This is a genomic window from Runella sp. MFBS21 (assembly GCF_029433105.1).
Lineage (GTDB): Bacteria > Bacteroidota > Bacteroidia > Cytophagales > Spirosomataceae > Runella.
In genome coordinates this window covers 252,270-275,668 of record NZ_JARNTW010000008.1, presented here as the reverse complement: position 1 = coordinate 275,668, position 23,399 = coordinate 252,270, and the positions used below count along the sequence as shown (strand labels likewise).

At 42.6% G+C, this 23,399-nt stretch carries 20 protein-coding genes; 16 read left to right on the top strand and 4 right to left on the bottom strand.

Annotated features, from left to right (window positions below):
* Positions 1-252 precede the first annotated feature (252 nt).
* Positions 253-420 carry a hypothetical protein gene (locus tag P1X15_RS17715; protein WP_277339470.1) on the top strand — a complete coding sequence of 56 codons (168 nt, stop codon included), beginning with the start codon at positions 253-255 and terminating at the stop codon, positions 418-420.
* 418 nt (positions 421-838) lie between these two features.
* On the opposite strand, the gene P1X15_RS17710 is transcribed toward P1X15_RS17715, so the two are convergent.
* Positions 839-2,827: a TonB-dependent receptor gene (locus P1X15_RS17710; protein ID WP_277339469.1), complete on the bottom strand. Its 1,989-nt coding sequence runs from the start codon at positions 2,825-2,827 to the stop codon at positions 839-841.
* Between the two features lie 222 nt (positions 2,828-3,049).
* On the opposite strand from P1X15_RS17710, the gene P1X15_RS17705 reads away from it, so the two are divergent.
* The 5 genes from P1X15_RS17705 to P1X15_RS17685 all read left to right on the top strand — a co-directional run bounded on the left by P1X15_RS17705 (position 3,050) and on the right by P1X15_RS17685 (position 8,447).
* Entirely contained in the window at positions 3,050-3,967 is a 918-nt protein-coding gene (locus P1X15_RS17705; RefSeq protein WP_277339468.1) for an AraC family transcriptional regulator, read from the top strand.
* A 169-nt stretch (positions 3,968-4,136) separates the two neighbouring features.
* On the top strand, positions 4,137-4,580 hold the full coding sequence (locus tag P1X15_RS17700; protein ID WP_277339467.1) for a CoxG family protein: 444 nt from the start codon (positions 4,137-4,139) through the stop codon (positions 4,578-4,580).
* 70 nt (positions 4,581-4,650) lie between these two features.
* Positions 4,651-5,127 carry a (2Fe-2S)-binding protein gene (locus tag P1X15_RS17695; protein WP_028668628.1) on the top strand — a complete coding sequence of 159 codons (477 nt, stop codon included), beginning with the start codon at positions 4,651-4,653 and terminating at the stop codon, positions 5,125-5,127.
* 56 nt (positions 5,128-5,183) lie between these two features.
* Complete coding sequence (locus P1X15_RS17690; protein ID WP_277339466.1) at positions 5,184-7,550, top strand: xanthine dehydrogenase family protein molybdopterin-binding subunit; 2,367 nt, start codon at positions 5,184-5,186, stop codon at positions 7,548-7,550.
* Between the two features lie 39 nt (positions 7,551-7,589).
* Positions 7,590-8,447 carry a xanthine dehydrogenase family protein subunit M gene (locus P1X15_RS17685; RefSeq protein WP_277339465.1) on the top strand — a complete coding sequence of 286 codons (858 nt, stop codon included), beginning with the start codon at positions 7,590-7,592 and terminating at the stop codon, positions 8,445-8,447.
* A gap of 62 nt (positions 8,448-8,509) precedes the next feature.
* Here the strand turns inward: P1X15_RS17685 and P1X15_RS17680 are convergent, their stop codons facing one another.
* Both P1X15_RS17680 and P1X15_RS17675 read right to left on the bottom strand, forming a co-directional pair.
* Complete coding sequence (locus tag P1X15_RS17680; protein ID WP_277339464.1) at positions 8,510-10,291, bottom strand: ABC transporter ATP-binding protein; 1,782 nt, start codon at positions 10,289-10,291, stop codon at positions 8,510-8,512.
* A gap of 83 nt (positions 10,292-10,374) precedes the next feature.
* Entirely contained in the window at positions 10,375-10,566 is a 192-nt protein-coding gene (locus P1X15_RS17675; protein ID WP_277339463.1) for a hypothetical protein, read from the bottom strand.
* Positions 10,567-10,809: 243 nt separating this feature from the next.
* On the opposite strand from P1X15_RS17675, the gene P1X15_RS17670 reads away from it, so the two are divergent.
* From P1X15_RS17670 to P1X15_RS17650, 5 genes are all read left to right on the top strand, one after another.
* Positions 10,810-11,985, top strand: coding sequence for a VCBS repeat-containing protein (locus P1X15_RS17670; RefSeq protein ID WP_277339462.1), 1,176 nt, complete (start codon positions 10,810-10,812; stop codon positions 11,983-11,985).
* A 142-nt stretch (positions 11,986-12,127) separates the two neighbouring features.
* The gene (locus tag P1X15_RS17665; protein ID WP_277339473.1) at positions 12,128-12,877 is read left to right on the top strand and encodes a (Fe-S)-binding protein; all 750 of its coding nucleotides are present in this window, start codon (positions 12,128-12,130) and stop codon (positions 12,875-12,877) included.
* A 25-nt stretch (positions 12,878-12,902) separates the two neighbouring features.
* Entirely contained in the window at positions 12,903-14,267 is a 1,365-nt protein-coding gene (locus P1X15_RS17660; protein WP_277339461.1) for a lactate utilization protein B, read from the top strand.
* A gap of 40 nt (positions 14,268-14,307) precedes the next feature.
* A complete protein-coding gene (locus P1X15_RS17655) occupies positions 14,308-14,886 on the top strand; it encodes an LUD domain-containing protein (protein WP_277339460.1) in 579 nt (192 codons plus the stop codon).
* Between the two features lie 51 nt (positions 14,887-14,937).
* A complete protein-coding gene (locus tag P1X15_RS17650) occupies positions 14,938-16,296 on the top strand; it encodes a neutral/alkaline non-lysosomal ceramidase N-terminal domain-containing protein (protein ID WP_277339459.1) in 1,359 nt (452 codons plus the stop codon).
* 3 nt (positions 16,297-16,299) lie between these two features.
* Here P1X15_RS17650 and P1X15_RS17645 read toward each other — a convergent pair whose 3' ends face one another.
* Positions 16,300-17,292 (bottom strand): ABC transporter ATP-binding protein, encoded by a 993-nt coding sequence (locus P1X15_RS17645; protein WP_277339458.1) that lies wholly within the window; start codon positions 17,290-17,292, stop codon positions 16,300-16,302.
* Between the two features lie 200 nt (positions 17,293-17,492).
* Between P1X15_RS17645 and P1X15_RS17640 the strand changes: the two genes are divergently transcribed.
* The 5 genes from P1X15_RS17640 to rimM all read left to right on the top strand — a co-directional run bounded on the left by P1X15_RS17640 (position 17,493) and on the right by rimM (position 23,383).
* A complete protein-coding gene (locus tag P1X15_RS17640) occupies positions 17,493-19,223 on the top strand; it encodes a M14 family metallopeptidase (protein WP_277339457.1) in 1,731 nt (576 codons plus the stop codon).
* A 42-nt stretch (positions 19,224-19,265) separates the two neighbouring features.
* Positions 19,266-21,080 carry a M14 family metallopeptidase gene (locus tag P1X15_RS17635; RefSeq protein ID WP_277339456.1) on the top strand — a complete coding sequence of 605 codons (1,815 nt, stop codon included), beginning with the start codon at positions 19,266-19,268 and terminating at the stop codon, positions 21,078-21,080.
* 281 nt (positions 21,081-21,361) lie between these two features.
* Positions 21,362-21,850, top strand: a complete 489-nt coding sequence (locus P1X15_RS17630) for a hypothetical protein (RefSeq protein ID WP_277339455.1) — start codon at positions 21,362-21,364, stop codon at positions 21,848-21,850.
* A 298-nt stretch (positions 21,851-22,148) separates the two neighbouring features.
* Positions 22,149-22,673 (top strand): 30S ribosomal protein S16, encoded by a 525-nt coding sequence (locus tag P1X15_RS17625; RefSeq protein ID WP_277339454.1) that lies wholly within the window; start codon positions 22,149-22,151, stop codon positions 22,671-22,673.
* Between the two features lie 152 nt (positions 22,674-22,825).
* The gene (gene rimM, locus P1X15_RS17620) at positions 22,826-23,383 is read left to right on the top strand and encodes a ribosome maturation factor RimM (RefSeq protein WP_277339453.1); all 558 of its coding nucleotides are present in this window, start codon (positions 22,826-22,828) and stop codon (positions 23,381-23,383) included.
* The last annotated feature ends 16 nt before the right edge of the window (positions 23,384-23,399 follow it).

The following is a 23,399-nucleotide window of genomic DNA, read 5'->3' as shown; positions in this document are numbered from 1 at the left end:
GTCAGTGCCTACTTAATGATAGCGAGTTGCACAGTCCAATTAATCATGTATGATAATTTCACTAATCAAAGAGAGTTGGGCAGTTTAGAGAATTTTAAAGTCACTTTTCAATAATGCCCATCCCTCAATTATAAATACCATTTATTACAAACTGTATTAGAAACACCCCAAACCAAGCTATACCTCATCGGACGGGAGTATGAGAATGAGAATATTGTATGGCTTTGTGGCTATGATGAAAAGCAACGGCTGGTGTTTACTAAAGAAGTATATTATGACAATGCAGAGGGAAATTATCAGGTAGAGTCCCTTCTCCAAAAAGGTACCTTGACGCTCTCTATTGAAGACATAAATGAGGGAGCCTCTACCCAAAGATATAGCTTTGACCCAAAAGCAGGGTTGGTTGAAGTAAAACCTTAATTTGATTTAAGTGTTTGTTAATTAGGGAATAATTGTAAAAAAACAGGCCTCAACTAAAAGTCGAGGCCTGTCCAACCCATACAGCCATTTTAAAAATATTTTACTTAACGTAAGTCTTTGTTGATAAATTGTGTAACTACTTCAGTTGTCATAACAATTAAATAACATTGTTCGCATACCAAAAAGTTCCATTGTTATTATTGATTCTTCAGACGCCTCTCCAACTCTTTTTATAAAGGTAGAAAACTGAATAGATACATCCAAATTTACGAGGAAAAATATAAGATGCTAATCTCAATGCGACAAAAACGAGTAAAAAAGCGGCGAAAAGAAAAATTGTTTTCATGGTTGTTAACAAAATTCGAGCTTATCGAGCCTTGTTTTTCATTAGATATTCTATAATGAAAAAGGTTTAAAATTACTCTAATGTTTTTCTGTTTAGTGACACCTTAACTCCTCCAAACCAGAACTGTCCGCGAGCTGGCTCAAAATAACGGCCATTGGCGGCGTTTATTTGAACATTCTGAAAATAAATAGCATTGAATAAATTGTTGACTCCTACAAAAGGTTCCAACGCCACACGCTGGTAGGTCAAGTGAAGTCCCAGACGTAAATTGACGAGGGTATAAGCATTGGCGATGACAGCATTAGCGTCGTCGGCATAGAGGTCAGAAGCATGGCGAATCTGGGCAATCGCAAACAGACCTTTGGGCCGAAAATATCGTAATTCGGCTTGAGCAGCATGTTTTGGAATTCCGGGTAGAGCATTGCCGTCAAACTCGCCGGCGGTAGTCACATATTGGCGGTATTTAAAATCAGAGTATGTATAATTTGAAAACAGTGATAGGCCTTTGGCGAGGTTAGCGTTAAGACTCAATTCTACGCCTTGGCGACGAGAGCTGCCGGCATTTCGATAAAATACCCTACCTGCTTGCCCCGTAATTTGATAAGGCACAAACTCATCCGATACATTGATATTGAAAAGAGCTAAATCCATTCTGACACGTTGGTTGAAATAAGTTTTGGCACCTATTTCGTAGTTGGTTGCGCGCTGAGGTTTTAGGTCAGGATTGAAGCCTCCCGTGCCCGAAGGATTGTTGGAAAGCTCGCTAAGAGTAGGGGTTTCAAAACTGGTCCCGAGGTTGGAGTAAAGACTTATTTTAGGAGATGCCTCAAACGAAATTCCGATGGTCGGATTGAGGCGGCTGTATTGGCGTTGGCCTGATTGGTCTCCGTCGGTCAAGAAAGCATCTTCGGCTTTCATCCGAATGGCATCGGAGCGTAAGCCCGTCAAAATCGTCACTTTATGATACGAAATCTCTTGCGTAATATAGGCTGCGGTATTTTTGAAAGATTCAAGCTGGTCAAAGGTGAGCTTGCCCCGCTGGCCCATTAGGTTGTCGAAACGGCGGCGGGTATCAGCTTGCGTTTCGAAATCAATCCCAAGTCGAAAGCGATATTGAAGCTCGCCAAACACCTGATTGTATTGATATTGTAAGCTAGCACCTGCAAAAGTTCGATTGATAGTACCAGCCCCTGCTGCCTGAAATGCCAAAAAGTTGGAGAAGTCGCGTTTGGTGCCAAATACCCTTGTAAAGAGGAGACTATTCCCCATTTTTTTCTCAAACGTAATACCGATACGCCCCTGTGCTACCGACTCACCAGCCATAAACCTCAAATTATTGGGATGGGCTTGGCGGCGGTTTTCATTTACTTGTGCCAGCGTAAGGCCGCCAGGGTCGTTGGCGGTAGGGCCATTGCCATAATTGGCCAGTATAGATAAGCGCGTAAGAGAGTCAAAATCGTAGTGTAATTTGAGATTTAGAATCGAACTTTGCATTTGGCTGTTGCCTCTATAGCCATCGGAGGCATTGCGAGTTGCGATAAAAACGTATTGAAACTTCCCTTTTTGGTAGCCTGTTTTGAGGCGATAACTATTAAATCCATTAGAGCCTACGGTAGCTTGGGCTTCTGCCAAAGGCAAGTCGGCGGCATTGTCGGTTTGTAAACTGATAACTCCCCCGGCGGCATTTCCGTATAAGCCTGACGAAGGCCCGCGCATTACTTCCAAACGTCGCATTGCTCCCATGTCCAAGTTGTCAACATCTGCTTGGCCGTCGGGAGTGGATTCAGGAATACCATCTACCACAAGCCGAATACCACGAATCCCAAAAGCAGCCCTAGCTCCAAAACCCCGAATCGAGATACGCAGGTCTTGATTAAAATTATCAGGATTTTGAGCAAAAAGCCCCGCAACTCCTCCAAGTGATTCAAAAAGCGAGAGCTGAGGCTGCCCGATTTGAATCCTGCCACCCTCAAGTACAGTCAAGGCTGCTGGTAAGCGTTTTTCGTTGGTTTCGAGGCGGGTAGTCGAAACCGTAACGGGCGACAAAGACAATGTACGCAAAGAATCGGCTCTTTGAGCGAATAGTAAATAAGGGCAAATAAATAAGCACACAGAAATCCATATCATGTGCTTCAGACGAAAAAAAGACATATGAGAACACAAAATGAATGACATATTGATAATTTTAATGAAGGCGGGACGTTGTTTTTGTATAGAAATAATCATAAAATTGTTAGAATTTGTACTATTGAAGGGCCTTGTCATTCTACATTACCTCCTTTTATGAACTCTTTTGATTTGTCTCGTCATATTCAATCTCGTAAGTTAGAGCTAGTGGTAGAAAACCGAACGGCTTATACTCTTGAAAATGCTGAACTTAATATCTACGAAACCCATCAAGTAGCCAAAAATGTGGAGCTTACTTTCACTAATCCAGTTTTGGCGAGTATGATTCGTGGTAAAAAAGTCATGTATTTGGCCGATGCCCCTTCTTTTGATTTTTTACCAGGGGAATCAGTCATTGTACCCGCTAATCAAACCATGACCATTGATTTTCCCGAGGCTCAATTTGATAATCCTACTCAATGTTTGGCTTTGGCGATTGCGCCGGCCAAAATCAAAAGTATGGTAGAAGCTCTCAACGAAAAGGCTCCTTTGGTTGACAACTCACAAGGATGGCAATTTACGAATGATAATTTCTATTTTACCAATGAAAATGCCATTCATCAGTTGATCGCTCGTTTAATTTATATTTTTACTGAAAACAACGAAGCAAAGGATTTTTTTGCCAACTTGGTTTTACAAGAGCTTATCGTACGGTTGATGCAGACCAAAGCCCGAAATGTGTTGACCAACAATTTGCAAGAGCTTGCCAACAGCAATCGATTGGCGTTTGCCGTCAAATATGTTCAAGACAATATTCATAAAAATCTAACCATTCGTGAACTAGCGGACAAAGCTTGCATGAGTGAACCTAATTTCTTTCGGTGTTTTAAGCAGCAATATGGGGTTACGCCCGTCGAATATATCAATCAGCAAAGGATACAACTCTCTATTAAGCTTTTGCGCAACACCCAATACAGCATTTCTGACATTTGTTTTGCGTGTGGATATAATAACCTTAATTACTTCTTGAAAGTTTTTAAAAAAGCCGTAGGCACTACCCCTGCTCACTACCGTAAACAGTGGGTGATTTTTTGATTTTGCCTGTCTTCCCTTGCTTTGGAGTCTCTTCTAAATCTTATTATTCCCAATTCTTGATAGAATAGTTCTATTTTTTTAGATAATTGTAGCATTGGTAAAAAGGAGAATATTGTAGTTTTGGAATATTATTATTTTTATAATATTTATAAATTTACCTCACTTTTTCATGGAACTAACCGGCACACACACTCTCCCAGCTCCTGCCCAAAAAATATGGGATATGCTTATGACTCCTGATATATTGGCTAAAGTAACTCCTGGTATCTCGCGTCTTGAGCTTGAAAATGAAGGCGTATATAAGGCGGTCGCCGAGGTTAAGATTGGCCCCGTATCTGGCAAATTTGAAGGGAAAGCCATGGTAGAAAATCCCGTTGCTCCAGAGAGTTTTACTTTAAAAGTATTACAGAATAGTAAAATCGGCAATGTGGCAGCCGATATACATATGAAACTCAAAGCCATAAGTGATTCGGAAACAGAGCTTTCTTTTGAAGGTAAAGCAGATATGTCGGGTTTATTGGCCCGAACCGGCAACCGTGTCATGAGTGGTGTAGCGAATACCCTCACTAAACAGTTCTTTAAGAATTTTGAAGATGAACTAGCTGCCCAATGAAGGTAACAAACTAAGACATCGATTTATCTCCTCCTTGAAAATAAACTATTCAATTTAACCTTGACCAATTATGCCAAAAATCACAGTAACCGTAAACGGAACTTCCCACACCAGCGAGGTAGAAGGGCGCTTGCTGTTGGTCCATTATTTACGTGATACTCTTCATTTGACAGGTACTCACGTAGGATGCGATACCAGTAGCTGTGGCGCCTGCACAATTCATCTTGACGGTAAAGCCGTAAAATCTTGCTCTATGTTGGCGGCGCAGGCCGACGGAAGCACTATCACTACTATTGAGGGGTTGGCCACTGGCAATGAGCTACATCCCTTGCAAGAAGGTTTTAAAGAAGAGCATGGCTTACAATGTGGGTTTTGTACACCCGGCATGATTATGTGCGCTGCCGATTTGTTGAGTCATAATCCTAATCCTAGTGAACAAGAAATCCGAGAAGGTTTAGAAGGAAATATATGCCGTTGTACGGGTTATCACAATATCGTACGGGCCATTCAATATGCTGCTAATAAATCTTTAGTGGTTAGTGAATAGAGTGTCTTGAAGCACTTTCACCAACCACCTTTCACCAACCACTAATCAAAAAGATAATGAGCAATAAATTCATTGGTAAATCAGTAAAACGTGTTGAAGATAAGCGTTTTATTACTGGTAGAGGCCGATATACCGACGATATCGTGCTGCCCGGTATGACTTATGCCTATATTTTGCGTAGCCCCTACGCTCATGCACGTATCAAAAGCATAGATACCTCAGCCGCCGAAGCCATGGAAGGGGTAGTGACCATCATGACGGGCGAAGAAGTAGGGCATTATGGGGTGCCGTGTGGATGGCAAGTCAATTTCAAAAACGGAGATACTATGAAAGAACCTCCGCATCCGCTTTTGGTCAAAGACAAGGTACGGCATGTAGGAGATGCAGTGGCGATGGTAGTAGCCGAAAGTAGAGAATTGGCTCAAGATGCTGCCGAAGCCATCATCATAGACTATGAAGTATTGCCAGCTGTGATTGATGCTTCTAAGGCAGTAGAAGAAGGCGCTCCGCTTGTGCATGAGGATGTACCTAATAATATATGTTTTGATTGGGAAATCGGAAATCCAAAAGAAGAAGTGGATGCAGCTATGGCATCGGCAAGCCATATCACCACCCTCGAATTTGTCAATCAAAGACTCGCTCCCAATGCGATGGAGCCGCGTAGCTATATCGGCCAATACGATAGCGTTTATGATAAATATACCCTTTATACTTCTACCCAAAATCCTCATTTGATACGCCTACTCATGTGTGCTTTTGTGCTGGGCTTGCCTGAGCATAAAGTGCGGGTGGTAGGGCCAGATGTAGGAGGAGGCTTTGGTTCTAAAATTTATCATTATACGGAAGAAGCATTGGTGACGCTCGCCTCTAAAAAAATCGGGCGACCTGTCAAATGGACAGAGACACGCTCAGAGGCTTTCTTGACCGATGCCCACGGCCGCGACCATGTTACGAAAGCCGAAATGGGTTTTGACGCCGACGGAAAAATCGTCGGACTCCGTATCAAAACCTTTGCTAATTTAGGCGCTTATCTATCAACTTTTTCTACGGCAGTACCTACTTATTTGCACGGGACGCTTTTGCAAGGCTTATACACTACGCCCAAAATCCACTTGGATATGACGTGTGTATTTACCAATACCACCGCCGTAGATGCTTATCGAGGTGCCGGACGACCCGAAGCCACTTATCTTTTGGAGCGGCTACTAGATTTGTCGGCTTTAGAGATGGGGGTGGACCCTACGGAGCTGAGGCTTAAAAACTTTATCCCTGCCTTCGATGGCGTAACCCAACCAGGGTATCAAACCAACGTAGCTCTTCAATACGATAGTGGTAACTACCACGGAGTGCTTCAGCGCGGTCTCGAAATGCTTGGCTATGAAGATTTCCGTAAGGCGCAAGCCGAAGCGGCCACAACCAACAAGTTGCTAGGGGTGGGATTTTCAACTTACATCGAAGCCTGCGGGATTGCACCCTCAGCGGTAGTGGGGTCACTAGGTGCTAGGGCGGGTCTCTATGAAGTAGGACAAGTACGTGTACAGCCTACGGGCAAAGTGAGCGTATTTACCGGGGCGCATTCACATGGGCAAGGCCACGAAACTACTTTTGCGCAAGTGGTAGCCGACCGCTTAGGAATTCCGATGGAAGATGTAGATATTGTTCATGGAGATTCTGATACGGTAGCTTTTGGAATGGGAACCTATGGCTCGCGCTCATTGGCGGTGGGAGGTAGTGCTATCGTGAAAAGTCTGGATAAAATCATCGAAAAAGGTGCCAAAATCGCGGCGCACAAGCTAGAGTGTTCAGTAGATGATATCGAATTCATAGACGGGAAGTTTACCGTTAAAGGCACCGATAAATCATTAGGGTTTGGAGATATTGCTTTGACGGCTTACGTGCCACACGTATATCCTGCTAATCTCGAACCTGGCCTTGATTTTAGTAGTTTTTATGACCCCACCAACTTCACCTATCCTTTTGGGTGTCATATAGCCGTCGTAGAAGTGGATAAAGAAACAGGTACTACCAAAATCAAACGCTTCATTGCGGTTGATGATGTAGGAAACGTAATCAATCCGATGATTGTAGATGGCCAAATCCACGGAGGTTTGGCGCAGGGAATCGGGCAGGCGTTGTTTGAAGGAGTCGAGTACGACGAAAACGGCCAAATCATCAATGCTTCTTATATGGATTATACCATGCCACGGGCCGATGATTTTCCGATGTTTGAGCTTGACCGTCAGGTTACTCCTTGTCCTCACAATCCTTTGGGAGTCAAAGGTGCAGGTGAAGCAGGATGTATTGGCTCTACACCAGCGGTGACCAATGCCGTCATTGATGCTCTATGGTCGGTAGGACATAAGGTGAAAGACATTCGTATGCCTCTGACTTCAGAGCGGGTTTGGAGAGCGATGCAAAGTTGAGTTTGACCTTTTTTTAACAATCATTTACGCATTAAAGACATGATTCCAAGTTCTGTAGATTATACACGGGCAAGCTCAGTGACGGAGGCTATTCGCTTGCTGACCGACAACCCCGACGCTAAAATTTTGGCCGGAGGCCATAGTTTGATTCCGGCCATGAAGTTACGCCTTAACGCCCCCTCTTTACTCATCGACATCGCACGTATTCCCGAATTACGTTTTATTTCTGATGAAGGAGATAAAGTAGTGATAGGTGCAGCTAGTACGCATCACGATATAATTTCAAATGAAGCAGTTCAGGATATGAAGGCTATGATAGAAGCTGGCGAACTCATTGGTGATACCCAAGTAAGAAATATGGGTACCTTGGGCGGAAGCATTGCTCATGCCGACCCTTCAGCCGATTGGCCTGCGGTTTTGCTGGCGTTAGGCGCATCTATCCAAGTACAAGGGCCTAATGGAGAGCGTTCTATTGCCGCAAATGAGTTCTTTTTGGGCTTTTTTATGACAGCTTTAGACGAAGGCGAAATCGTCACGGCAATCCATATTCCTAAACTTGCGGAAGGACAGCAAACTGCCTATCGGAAGTTTATGCAACCTGCCTCTCGCTTTGCGATTGTGGGATGTGGTGTTTCTGTGACGGTGGAAGGGGGGCTAATTAAAGATGCTAAAGTGGCTTTTACGGGGGTATCGGATGCTGCTTTTCTGGATGAAGGCGTAGCTGCAGCTTTGATAGAACAACCCGTCACTTTAGAGACCATAGAAGCGGCGGCCAATGCTGCCGCCGAAGGTGACATTCATATCAATGAAGACCATTTTTCCTCTCAAGCTTATCGCAAACATTTGGCAAAAGTCTATGCCAAACGAGCGTTGGCGGGAGCTTGTGGTTTAGACTAAAACTTCCTGTTTGTTTTTGTATAGAGCCCAGCGGGTGGCATTTTGCCTACTCGCTGGCTTTTTTATACTTCCTCTGTCTGCAATTGTTTGTCGTACAGCTCTTTATAGATGCCACCTTTTTCTATTAGCTGGTCGTGCGTGCCTTGTTCTACTATCATACCTTCGTCCAAGACCACAATAAAATCCGCTAGTTTTGCCGACGAAACTCGGTGGGAAATAATCACCGAAGTACGATGATTCATGATGCGCTGAAGATTGGTCAAAATAGTGTTTTCGGTATGCGTATCTACCGCCGAAAGACAATCGTCCAATATCAAAATTTTGGGGTCTCTTACAATAGCTCGCGCAATAGAAAGTCGCTGTTTTTGTCCGCCCGAAAGGGTGATACCGCGTTCGCCCACTTTAGTTTCAAACCCTTCCGAAAAGCCCATGATATTGGTGTATAGGTCAGCATCTTTGGCCGCTTGCTCTATTTTTTCAAAAGGGATATGAGTATCTCCAAAAGCAATATTAGCTCCGATGGTATCCGAAAACAAAAACACATCTTGGGGCACGTAGCCCGTTTGGCGGCGGAGCGATTGGAGTTGATATTCTTTCAACGGAATATTATCTATCAAAATCTCACCTTCGGTAGGGTCATATAAGCGGGTGAGTAGATTGGCTACACTGCTTTTTCCCGAACCTGTGGTTCCTAAAATAGCAACCGTTTCGCCTGCTTTTACGTTAAGATTAAAATTTTTGAGAGCCTTGATACCAGTATCGGGATAGACAAAGTTGATATTTTTGAAAACAATGCTTCCTTCAATCTCTTTTTCGAGGTTTTTGGTAGAAACCAAATCCGTTTTGGTGGTCAAAAATTCGTTGATACGCTGTTGAGAAGCGGCGGCGCGTTGGGTTTGGCTAGTGGTCCAGCCAAGCGCCATCACGGGCCATGTAAGCATACTTACGTATAAAATAAACTCGGTGATATTGCCGGGAGTGAGGCGTCCTGCCATGATTTCTTGGCCACCTACGTACACAATGAGTACATTGCTAAGACCCACCAATACCACAATAAAAGGGTAAAATAGCGAATCTACGAGTGTGAGTTTGAGCGATTTGTTGCGATAATCGTTGCTCTGTACCACAAATTCATGAAACTGCTGACGCTCTTTGACAAAGGCTTTGATAACCCTAATTCCTGAAAAAGACTCTTGAACATAGGTAGAGAGATTGGAAAGTTGGGCTTGCAACGCCTCAGAGCGTTTCATGATGATATTGTTTACTACATAAATACTAATCGAAAGCACGGGTAAGGGCAATAGTACATAAAATGTCAATTTGGCATTGACCGAAACCATATAGCTAATGACCAGTATAAAGAGCGTGATGAGATTGATGCCATACATAATAGAAGGGCCTACGTACATTCTTACCTTGCTTACATCTTCCGAAATACGAGCCATCAAGTCGCCCGTGTTGTTGCGTCGATAAAAGCTCAAAGGAAGAGTCTGATAATGAGCATAAATTTCGTTTTTGAGGTCATATTCGATATGCCTTGACATGACAATGAGGGTTTGGCGTACCAAAAACAAAAATACCCCTTTCAGCAAAGCCATTATCAAAATCAACAACCCATACAACAAAATGCTAAATGCAAACACATCATAGAGTTTGGATTGAATAGCTGCACCGTCAAGCAAAAAGTAAATATCGAGTGTATCGCTCACCAAATCGAGCGCATGACGTACAACTTGGGCGGGAATAATGCCAAATAAGTTGGAGATAATCGTAAAAAGCGTACCTAAAATGAGATACCACTTATACTTTACTAGATACTTATTAAGGTGGGCAAGTGCTTTCAAGGAGGAGAGATGTTCGGTTTGTGCTGAAATGTGCTGTTTTGCTAGTAACACCAATTACAAAGAAAACGTTTGACGCTAGGTTTTTAATCGTCTTCAAATTCTTCGGTGTAGTACCTGTACCAATATAAGCCTGCGCTTGCCCCAAAACTGAGAATCATAATGATACGGATAAAATTAAATGCTTGCACAAGCCCCGTAACAATGCTTGATACTACCGCCAACGACATGATAATAGCGGCAGCTAAAGTCCATTTTTTTTTGTTTTTTGCGGTCATACGCCTACCAAATTGATAGTTTTTTGATATGAAATGAGTAAGGTTTTTATATTTTAAAATGGATACTTACACCATTTCTTGCAAAGAAAGAATGAATTTGTCAGATAAAATAGAGGGCTTTTTGGATATTTTAGCCCGTCTATCCCCAAAAAAATAAAATGATAGTGGGTATATCGGGCGAGGTTAATGATTTTACATCCAAATAAACTTTTAACATTCTTACCAAAATACAACCATAGCATTATGAGAATCTTTAAAAACCGGCGCATTGCTTTGATGCTATTTCTTGCGCAACTGATAGGAGTTACTTCAATGGCGCAGAAAAAAAAAGAGATAAGTTTTAAGAAGCATACGCTGACTAGGATGTTTTTTTCGGAAGGAGTAGCGGTAGGAGATGTCAACAAAGACGGGAAAAAAGATGTGATGGCGGGGGCTTTTTGGTTTGAAGCGCCCAACTGGACTCGCCACGAAATCGCCAAAGGCGACACTTTTACCGTCAATGGAGGCTATAGCAATTCATTCTTAAATTTTAGTATGGATGTAAACCAAGACGGTTGGATAGATTTTATCAGAGTAGATACCCCTGGTGAATCGGTAGTATGGTACGAAAACCCCAAAAATAAGCCTGGACATTGGAAAGCAAACACTATTCATAAATCTATCGGAAATGAGTCTCCGTATTTTGGGGATATTGACGGCGATGGTCGCCCCGATATTGTGGGCAATGACCCCGAAACCAAACAAATCATTTGGCTCAAAAGCCCTTCTAAAAAGGGCGATACCGAATGGAAAAAATACGTGATTAGCGAAGGGCCGATTGGGATTCATAAATACACGCATGGTTTGGGAATGGTCGATATGAATGGAGATGGGCGCTTGGATGTGTTGATTCGTGAGGGCTGGTGGGAAGCACCCGCCGACCGTACGCAACCAAATTGGGTATTTCATAAAGCTAATTTAGGAGAAGAGTGCTCGCAGATGTATCTCTTGGATGTAAATCAAGATGGGCTAAAGGACGTGATTAGTATGTCGGCACACAAATACGGAATGTGGTGGCATGAGCAAGGAAAAGACGCTCAAGGAAATCCAACTTGGGAAAAGCACGAAATCGGAAAGATGTTTTCGCAAACGCATGGTTTAAGTTTGGTAGATATGAATGCCGACGGCTACCCCGATTTAGTGACTGGAAAGCGTTATTTTGCTCACAATGGTAAAGACCCCGGCGCTTTTGAACCAGCCGTACTCTATTGGTTTGAGTTCAAACCTGGCCCTACGCCTACTTGGACTCCTCATCAAGTGGATGACGATTCGGGAGTAGGGCTTCACTTAGTAGTAGATGATATGAACAAAGACAAATTGCCGGATATTATTGTAGCCAATAAGAAAGGAGTACACGTGTTTTTGCAAGAAAAAAAATAACAAACCCCTTTTACAAATAGTTGATCCAAGTGGCAAAATCTATCTGCTTGATACCTTCTGAGTTGTCAGATTGGATTAATTTTTTTTAACAGGTTTCTACAGGACAGGGTTTTGGGAAATAATCTTGTAAGTTTGCGACATGATGAAAGTAGGTTTATTTATTCCATGTTACGTGGATCAATTTTACCCAAAAGTGGGAATTGCCACGCTTCAGTTGTTAGAAAAACTCGGATGCCAGGTTAGCTATCCGCCTAAACAAACTTGCTGTGGACAACCCATGGCCAACTCTGGGTATGAACACCTTACTCATGATTGTAATCGTTTGTTTATGAATAACTTTTCTGAGTATGATTATATAGTTTCACCATCTGGGAGCTGCGTTTTGCACATCAAAGAGCACCTTCATGCGCCAGAAAACGAGACTCAAAATGAAGGAAAAGCTACTCATATTCGCAAACGTATCTACGAGCTTACGGAATTTTTGACGGATATACTGAAAGTGGAAAACTTAGAAGCTCGTTTTCCATTTAGAGTGGGTTTGCATCAAAGTTGTCATGGACAAAGAGGCCTGCATTTGTCCCAGATGTCGGAGCTAGTAGCGACTCCTTTTTCTAAGCCTGAGCAGCTTCTCAATATGGTAAAAGATGTAGAGCTTGTGAAGCTGAGTCGGAAGGACGAATGCTGTGGATTTGGAGGAACTTTTTGTGTGGCCGAAGAAGCTGTATCATCCCGCATGGGTATCGACCGTATCGACGACCACGTCAAAAATGGCACACAGGTCTTGACCGGAGGCGATATGTCTTGTTTGATGCACCTAGAAGGGGTGATTCGTCGCCGTAAGCTTCCGATAAAAGTGATGCACATTGCTGAGATTTTGACCGCAACAGAGTAAGAGACTACTCAAAAGACCATCAATCATGACCATCAATCACGCTACTGCTGCCGAAAAATTTAATAAAGATTTTGACCGAACTACTTGGCATGATGAAACGCTCTGGTGGGTTCGTCAAAAACGAGATAGGGCTGCTTTTTCGATTCCTGAATGGGAAAAATTGCGCGATACAGCCTCTCAAATCAAACACAATGTATTGTCAAATCTAGACACTTACTTGGTGGAGTTTGAGAAAAATGCGCAAAAAAATGGAATTACGGTTCATTGGGCAGCTGATGCGCATGAGCACAACGAAATCATTCTTTCGATTTTGAAAAAACAAGGTGTGACGCAAATCGTCAAAAGTAAATCAATGTTGACGGAAGAGTGTCACCTGAATCCATATTTGGCCGAAAATGGCGTAGAAGTCGTTGATACTGATTTGGGAGAGCGAATTGTGCAGCTGGCCGACGAACCGCCAAGCCATATTGTATTGCCTTGTATTCATTGGAAAAAAGAAGAAATTGGCGTACTTTTTCATAAACATTTAGGAACTCCTGAAGGCTGCGCCGACCCTACCTTGCTTACTCATGCTGCCCGCGAAAACTTGCGCGAGAAGTTTTTGACGCGTAGGGTAGCCATTACAGGTGTCAATTTTGCGGTGGCCGAAACGGGCGAGTTTGTAGTGTGTACCAATGAAGGAAATGCCGATATGGGAGCGCACTTGGCAGATGTTCATATCGCCTGTATGGGTATCGAGAAGATTATCCCCCAACGAGCGCATTTGGGTGTTTTTTTAAGACTACTAGCGCGTAGTGCTACGGGGCAGCCTATTACGACTTATTCGAGCCATTTTGCCAAACCTCGTGCCGGACAAGAAATGCACCTCGTATTGGTAGACAATGGTCGTACTACCCAACTAGGGCGCGAAGAGTTTCGTAACTCCCTCAAATGTATTCGTTGTGGCGCTTGTATGAATACCTGCCCCGTATATCGACGGAGTGGAGGACATAGCTATCACAATGCGGTGGCAGGGCCTATTGGTTCTATTTTGGCACCTAATTTGGATATGACCAAAAACGCTGACTTACCCTTTGCAAGTACGCTTTGTGGTAGCTGCTCAAATGTGTGTCCTGTCAAAATTAATATTCATGAGCAATTGTACGAATGGCGGCAAGTACTTACCAAAAGCGGGCATTCTCCCACTGCCAAAACACTGGGCATGAAAGCAATGGCAGCGGTTTTGTCTAATCCTAGTGTGTACAGATTGTCAGGAAAAATGGGAAGGTTGGCTTTGGCAAATGTACCTTTTGTAGTCAACAATTCATTGAATCCTTGGTACAAACAACGCGAAATGCCCGAGCCCCCCAAAGAATCTTTTGGGGAATGGTATAAGAAAAATAGGGGATAAAATGAGGCCTTTTGTAAATGCCTCCCATACCAAATAAATAATGAGTCGAGAAAAGATATTGGCTGCGGTAGCCAAAAACAAACCTACTTCTACACCCTTACCCCAAATTCAAAACTTTGGGAATCAGTATGCTGATTTGGCCGAACAATTCCGCTCGGTACTTACCACCATCGGCGGAGAAGTGGTAAGGGTAAAAGATTGGGAAGAAATTAGGACTTATATACAAACTCATTTTGTGGGTTTTAGAATCATCACTACCATAAGTGAACTGTCTGATATGGCCCAAAATAGCTGGTTACAATCAGACCCTCATTCGCTCAACAACGTAGGATTGGCGGTTTTGCAGGGGCAATTTGCCGTAGCTGAAAATGGCTCTATGTGGGTGACCGAAGCCGAAATGGGACAAAGAGCCGCACCTTTTATTGCCGAGTCATTGGCTTTGGTAGTTAAAAGTTCGGAAATAGTGCCCAAAATGCACGATGCTTATGCGCGAATTGGGTCGGCAGACTATGGTTTTGGGGCATTTATAGCAGGTCCTTCCAAAACCGCAGATATCGAACAATCCTTGGTGTTGGGGGCACACGGCCCCAAGTCAATGGTTGCTTTTTTGATAGATTAAAAAAAAATGAAACCTTTGTCGGTATAGCATCATACTGACAAAGGTTTACTAATGCGTTTTCTGAAAATTCTTCTCAAAGTCCTCGGCGGATTTCTCCTTTTTCTTTTGGTTTTATTGGCGTGTATGGTAGCCCCTGTGGATGATACACCTTATACCCAAATGCCCTATTATCAGCAGTGGAAGCAAGAAGTAACTTCTCTCCCTGCCAATGCCCCTTCTCTCTTGGGTGACTCTCTCAAAGTGGGTTGGGCAAAAGTCAATTTTACGCCACTTACACCTACGCCCACAGCGGGATATGGTGTAAGGCAAGGTGCCCATTACAAATCTGTACACGATTCGATATATGTGCGGGCGATTGTGATTGACAATGGTCAAACAAGGGCGGCGATTGTGGCGGCAGATTTGCTCATTATGCCCCCTGCAGTGACCGAACAGCTCAAAACCAAACTAAAGTCTACAGGTATTCCTTTTGAGAATGTATATCTGGGAGCTACACATACCCACAATAGCATGGGAGGATGGAGTGGGGGAGTTGTGGGGCGATTGTTTGGAGGAAAATTTAACCCCGACAATGTGACTTGGATTGCCGATGCGGTGGTCAAAGCAGTACAATTGGCCCAAAAAGACATTCGACCAGCTTCTGTGGGATACCACGAAGTCGCAGATACGGCGCGTATTCGCAATCGACTCATCAAAGGAGGACCCATAGATCCTTACATACGTACTTTACAATTGGTAAGAAATGACGGTACAAAAGCCTTGGTGTGTTCTTATGGTGCACATTCGACGATTATGAGTTCTGACAATATCGTTTTGTCGCGCGATTATCCGGGAGTATTGGTGGATTCTTTAGAACAGGGCGAAGCCAACTTTGCGATGTTTATGTCGGGCGCAGTGGGAAGTATGTCACCCAAAATTGAAGGCGAAAATGATATAATTCAGGCACGAGCTGAAGCGGATAGCTTGGAGGCGGATGTTCAAAAGCAGCTTTTAGGGATGAACCTTTCTTCAAAAGCAGCCTTTAGGATGGTGACATTACCGATTCCTTTGCGAGAAGCCAATCCTCGGGTCACGCTTGGGTGGCGTTTGCGGCCTTGGGTGTTCAATTGGGCATTTGGCGATTTTCCCAATTATGTAAAAGCCATGCGTATCGGCAATGTATTGATGGTAGGTTTTCCCTGTGATTTTTCGGGAGAACTGATCGCCGAAATGAGTGCTTATGCCAATCAGAAAGGATTAAAACTCATGGTGACAAGCTTCAACGGCGGATATATCGGCTACATAACTCCCGACAAATATTATGATAGAGATACTTACGAAACCCTCGTTATGAATTGGTTTGGGCCTTATAATGGTGCTTATTTTCAGGAGATTGCGCGAGATCTGGTTGATAAAATGTCAGGTTCATAGTAGCTAAGATTGAGCTACATATTTTATAAAAACCTCAGATTCCAAGGGAAGTGGCGTAGAATAATACACGCTAAGTAAGGTATTTTCTAATAGTACCTCAATTTTGTATCTACTTCCTTCAAAAGCCACTCGCTTTACCATTGTTTTGACCCATTCCGTTTCTTCTGTGTTGATGATTGTAGAAAGTTGAAAATGCTCAGGTCGAGCTACTATTTGATGATCAAGGAGTGGAGCCGAGATGTTGAAATAATGTTGAAAAAAAGAAGGCTCTATCAATATAATTTCACCAGTCAAGGCCGCAATATAGGTATTGGCAGGAGTTTGATAGATAGCTTCGGGCGTGTCTTTTTGTAGTAATTCCCCTTCTTTCAAAACGGCCATTTGATGGCATAAGCTCAACGCATCTTGTGCATCGTGTGTCACAAAAAGACAAGCCAGATCACTTTGGGTGGTCAGTTCTCGTAAGGTGTCGCTGAGTCGTCGTCGATTAGGTAAATCCAAATGAGCAAAGGGTTCATCTAAAAGCAACACACGAGCTTCTTCGGCCAAGGCCCGTGCAATGGCCGTGCGCTGTTTTTCGCCGCCCGAAAGTAGCTTGGCAGGTCGGTCGGCTACGGCTTGTAAATGGCATAATTCAAGTAACTCTTCTATCCGTTCGTTTCGGTATGTTTTTTCGTAAAAACGCAAAGCATAATTGATATTTTCTCGGGTAGTGAGCGGGAGTGATAATTGATAATCTTGGTGAACAATTTTGATGTCGGGATGCCCCGGAATCAACTGATCACTGGCAGGAGGGAGTTTTTCAGAACCAATCCATACTTCGCCTTCGTCAGCATCTATCAAACCTGCTGCAATGCGCAATAAAGTGCTTTTTCCAGAACCACTTTCTCCAAGTAGGCCAAATATTTCTCCTGAATTTAATTCAAAATTGACTTGCCTAAGTATTGATAATTCCTTGTAACTCTTGGATATGTGTTGAAGTCGAAAAAAAGACATGGTTCGCAAAACTATCGTTTATCTCTATACATTCGGGGCGTTTATCGCTCAATATCTCAACAATCTATTTGGTATAAAGTTTCTTCCTTAACTTGCAATCAAACGAAGTTTGAGTCAGAAAGATAGAAAAAATACAATTTTCTAGGATTTCGCTCGTCTCTTCGAAGTTTATATTTATCAAACTCTAAAAACCAAATTTTATGATTCGTCAACTACTTTATGGTGGGTTGGTGACAATGCTCGTATGGATGACTCCTCATGTAGAGGCACAAAGTACGTATAATAGTCATGCACAGCTCTCGACACGGCTCAAAAATCTTTCTACTAAGTACAATGCTTTGGCTTCTGTACGGTCTATTGGTAAAAGTGGAGGGGGGCGCGATTTGTGGTTATTAACCCTTGGCAAAGGAGATGCTTCCAAAAAACCAGCTATTTTGGTGGTGGCAGGTCTTGACGGAACACACCTAGTAGGCAGTGAGTTAGCGGTGCAAACTGCCGAAAAAATGCTGGCTGCGGCTAGTACCGACAGTATTGCCAAATTGCTTGAAACCAAAACTTTCTACTTTTTGCCAAGCATGAACCCCGATGCGCAAGAGCAGTTTGTGGCCAAGCTCAAATATGAGCGCAGTGGCAATGATACCGCTACCGACGATGACCGCGATGGTCGGCTAGACGAAGACCCATTTGAAGATCTCAACAATGACGGCTTGGTTACTTGGATGCGCGTCGAAAGTCCTACCGGAACTTTTGTGACAAGCAAAGAAGACCCTCGTGTATTGGTAAAAGCCGACCCTACCAAAGGAGAAAGCGGAAAATACCTTTTGTTGACCGAAGGAATCGACAATGACAAAGACGGGGAATTTAACGAAGATGCTGCTGGTGGCATCAATCCCGAAAAAAACTTTACATACGAATATCCCATTTTTGTTAAAGGCTCAGGAGAATATGCCGCCGAAGCGCCTGAAGTAAGAGCTTTACTGGAGTTTTTGTATCGTGCGCCGCATATTTTTGCGGTACTGACATTTGGCCCTAACAACAACCTCAGTGAAGCTCCTAAATTTGAAGCTTCCAAAGTAGCAAAAAAAATCTTGACCGGACCACTGGCAAAAGATGCCAAAGTAATGGAGCAAGTATCAAAACTATATAATGGCAAAACTGGCTTGAAAGATGCTCCTAAAATGCCCCAGACGAAAGGGAACTTTTCGCAGACTGCTTATTTTCATGCGGGACGTTTTAGCTTTACAACTCCAGGATGGTGGGTGCCTAAGATTACCCCTGCCAAAGATACTACTAAAAAAGAAGCCCCTTCTGACCGGTCAAAAGGCGATGACACTCCTAAAGCAGAAGCCGATGGAGCCAAAGGTACTGGTGGCGGTGGTGAGCCGAAAGCAGGAGACGAGGAAATCAAATATTTGAAATGGGCTGATAAAGAAAAACTCACAGGAGTGTATGTAGATTGGAAAACGATTCAGCACCCTGATTTTCCTGGACAAAAAGTAGAGGTAGGAGGCATTGCTCCTTTCAGCAAGCTCAATCCCCCCATTAGTTATTTAGAAGCTTCTGCGGATAAGCACCTCAAGTTTTTGACGGGACTAGGCCACCAAATGCCCGAAATCCAACTCGTAAACGTAAAAACAGAATCGTTGGGTAATGGCATTTCACGTATCACTGTGACAGTGGTTAATAAGGGCCTTTTGCCAACTTATGCCGAAATAGGGGACCGCGTGAAGTTTGTACAAAAAGTAAAAACCGAACTAAAACTAGCTTCTGGACAAAGTATTTTGTCGGGTAAACGTCTCAATTTAAATAGTGCTTTGGGCGCCGACGAATCAGAAGAATATACATGGCTTATCTCAGGTGCCGGAAAAGTGACGATTGAAGCGGGCTGCCCCACCGCAGGTACCAAATCGGTAGAGATTACTTTAAAGTAGTTTTGTTCGGTTTATTATTCATTTCTAAATTGAGAAAAATCAATGAAAAAATATATTCACTTTTTTGCTTATGCATTTATTGGCACTTTTACGGCCCTAAATGTAATTGCCCAAACTGCTCCTCAAAATGACCCCGACCTCAACGGAATGCGGGCGATTGGGTCGCCTGCCAATCCCAAAGTCAAGTGGGCCTGGAATTATTATATGGATTATGCGGGTTTCAATAAACTTACCCAAGACCTCGCCAAAGCCTATCCTGATTTGGTCAAATATGAGTCGATAGGAAAATCCTATCAAGGTCGTGAAATGTATGTTTTGACCGTTACAGATTTTAAAAGCGGAAAGCCCGAGACCAAACCTGCTTTTTGGATTGATGGTAATATCCACGCTAACGAATTACAAGGAACTCAGTTTGCGATGTATACAGCTTGGTATTTGGCTGAGAGTTTTGGTAAAGTTGATTTTGTGACAGAAATGCTCAAAGGGCGTACTTTTTATATTTTGCCGTCCCTCAATCCTGATGCTCACGAAAACTTTATTTATAAATCAAACACCACAAGCTCTTCGCGCTCTGGTATGATGCCTATCGATGATGATGGCGATGGGCTTGTAGATGAAGATACCTACGATGATTTGGATGGCGACGGCAATATCGTGATGATGCGCCGCAAATCTCCCACAGGGCGTTATAAAGTTGATCCTGAGTTTCCGGGAAGAATGATACTAGCCAAACCCGACGAGCAAGGCGAATATGAAATGCTGGGTTTTGAAGGTATCGACAACGACGGCGACGGACGCGTCAATGAAGACAATCCTGGTGCCTATGATCCCAATCGTGACTGGGGATGGGGATGGCAGCCTGACCACATCCAAGGGGGGGCGTTGTTTTATCCCGGAACTTTACCCGAAACTCAAAACGTCAAAAAATTCTTTTATAGTCATCCCAACATTGCAGGAGCACAGAGTTATCACAACTTTGGAGGCATGTTTTTGCGTCCTCCTGGTGCAGAAGAGGATGCAATGTATGTGCCTCAAGCGGATGTAGCAGTATATGATGTAATTGGGAAAGTAGGCGAAAAAATGATTCCAGGGTATAAATATTATGTATTGTGGAAAGATCTCTACACAGTATATGGTGGCGAAATTGATTGGATTGGTTTGGGAAGAGGGGTATTTATGTTTTCTAATGAAATAAATACTTCGTACCGAATGTTCAATAAAAACTCAACCGAAAATCGTAATCAAAATAGTGAGTTTGAAGAATTTGATAAATTTTTATTGTTGGGAGATGGCTACGTAAAATGGAAATCTTTCAAACATCCACAGTATGGCGATATCGAAATTGGGGGCACCAAGCGTAATTATATTCGCAATACTCCCGGCTTCATGCTAGAAGAAGAAGGCCACCGAAATATGGCCTTTACGATGTTACATGCCTATCACTTACCTAAAATTGAAATTGTAGAAATTAAATCAAAAGCCTTGGTAGGAGGGCTTACAGAGGTGACTGCTGTTATTCAAAATCAGCGCGCTATTCCTACTCATTCGGCTCATGACATGAAATTTAAAATAGAACGTCCTGATTATATTACCCTCAAAAATGCACAAGTAATTGCCGGGATGATAGTCGAAAATGAAGATTTAGGCATCACCAAAGAACAAAAATATACTCCTCAAACTATCGAAGTAAGAAACATCCCCGGTACTGTAGCTGGTGGTGGTGGCGGTGGTATGTTTGGTGGTGGAGCTGGCGGAAATAACGCCGTCAAAGTACGCTGGATTGTAAAAGGAAAAGCCGATAAATGGACCGTAGAAGTCAATAGTCGAAAAGGAGGAATTGTGACTAAAACACTCTAAAATTCATTCAATAAGGCATAAAATATTCTATAAATCACACGTATTAGTTAGGTGGTTGGCCGTTTAGGTCAACCACTTTTTGTTGGTAAAATGGCAAGTATTAAATAAGGCAATAAAAATTATTTTCTGAATATTTTTTGGAGTTATATATAATTGGAAAGGAATTTTTGAGATTAAAATTTACTTAATGAAAAAATATTGTTTGCTAATACCCAACTTTATTTATTAAGTTTGCGTATTATTATACATTAATACTTCATACATTAATAAAGTTAAATTAAATGAAATCTTTCAGTATTCAATTTTTCTCGCTAAGCGACAATAGCCTCCCTAAGGAAAAGAAAGAGGCTAAACCTAAAAAAGTAGTTTTGACAGGATATATTTCTGGGGCAGGAAAGCTAGTGTTTCCTGCAAAAACTGTTGCTCAATTGGATTCAGATTTTGAAAGCTCTTTTTTCAGAATCGGAACACAAGAAGGTAAACGTAAAGCAAAATCTCTTTATCTAGTAAAATCAGAAGAAAGTGCTGATTCATTTCAGGTCCAACCTGCTGCGAAAAGTGTTAGTATTTCGTTGCCAGTACTTTTGAAAAAAATTGGAGTAGATTTTTCAGAAACTAAGTACACTTTCATAATCAAACCATTTGAATATGAAGGTGCGGAAGGATTTGAGTTAGAGTTGTCGACTGTAAGTGAGGAAGAAAAACCCAAAGTAGAATATACTGGGAAACGTCGTGGTCGCAAGCCTAAAAATAGAGAAGTAGAAGCTTAATATAGGCACTTCCTTCATATTGAGTGAGTGATTTTTAACACTCACTCAATACACAACTAATAAAGTTTTGTATTAGAAAGCAAAAATTCACTAATACGCTTCACACCTCCTCACTTTTATTGTTTTTTGGAGGTAAAATACCAATAGGGGGTTGGTTTTTCCCATAATTTACTTCTTCTCCTTAGTTTCAGCTAGTTTAGTAAGTGCAGATTTTGGTTTTTTTATAAAAATGCCTACTTTTGCGGCCACGTTTCATCCGAAGGACGTGTTCCTTCACAAGTAAACCTAAAAAAATAAAATGGTAAGAATTCGTTTAGCGCGTCGTGGACGTAAAAAAGCAGCAATGTATGACATTGTTGTAGCCGATGCCAGAGCACCACGTGATGGTCGCTTTATTGAGAAATTGGGAACTTACAACCCCATCGCAAATCCTGCAAAAGTTGTTTTGAACGTTGACAAAGCCGTAAAATGGCTTTTGAACGGTGCCCAGCCTACTGATACCACTCGTGCTATTTTGAGCCACGAAGGTGTATTGTTGCGCAAGCACTTGCAAGTAGGTGTTATCAAAGGTGCTATCACTCAAGATGTAGCCGATGAGCGTTTTGAAGCTTGGAAACAAGGAAAAGCGGGAAGAGTCGAAACTAAACAAGACGGCTTGACCAAAAAACAAACTGAAGCTAAACAAGCTCAGTTGGAAGCAGAGCGTAAAGTGAACGAAGCTCGCGCTGCTGCAATTGCTAAGAAAAATGTAGTAGAAGAACCTGCCGCCGAAGCTACCGAAGCACCTGCTGAGGATGCCCCTGCTGCCGATTCTGCTGAATAATTTCGAAAGCTTACGGAGTGGTATGAGCCTATCAATCAGGTTCGTACCACTTTTCTTTTTTAGAATGATACTCAGTCAACATTGCTTGCTTTCCAAGCATTGATTAAGAAAGAAAAGATTGGTTTTTTTGATACCAACTTTATAAATAAGTTATGAATCACAACGATTGTTTTCAATTAGGGCATATCACCCGCACGCACGGTACTCGAGGTGAAGTCGTGATTTTTTTGGACGTTGATTTTCCAGATGATTACGAAGACTTAGACTCGGTATTCGTTGAAATAAAAGGGCAGCTTACCCCTTTTTTTGTAGAAAATATCAATATCCAAAAAGGTAGCAAAGCCATTGTCAAATTTGAGGATATTAATTCTATTGAAGCAGCTACGCCTTTGATTAATTGTGGCCTTTTTCTTCCTGAAGATACACTTGATGACCTCAACGAGTCGCAGTTTTATTATCATGAAATCATGGGTTTCAAAGTCGTAGATGAGAAGCTTGGCGAATTAGGGACTGTTGCTACGGTTTATAGCATGCCTACCCAAGATTTGATTGCGATGAATTACCAAGGCAACGAAGTGCTGATTCCAGTCAACGACACCATCGTGCCTCGTACGGATCGGGCTCTTAGAACTCTTTATGTAAACTTACCAGAAGGCTTACTGGATGTATACATAAGCGAAGAGAATGAGGAAGCAGACGACGAAGATTAATTAGAACCCACCCAAC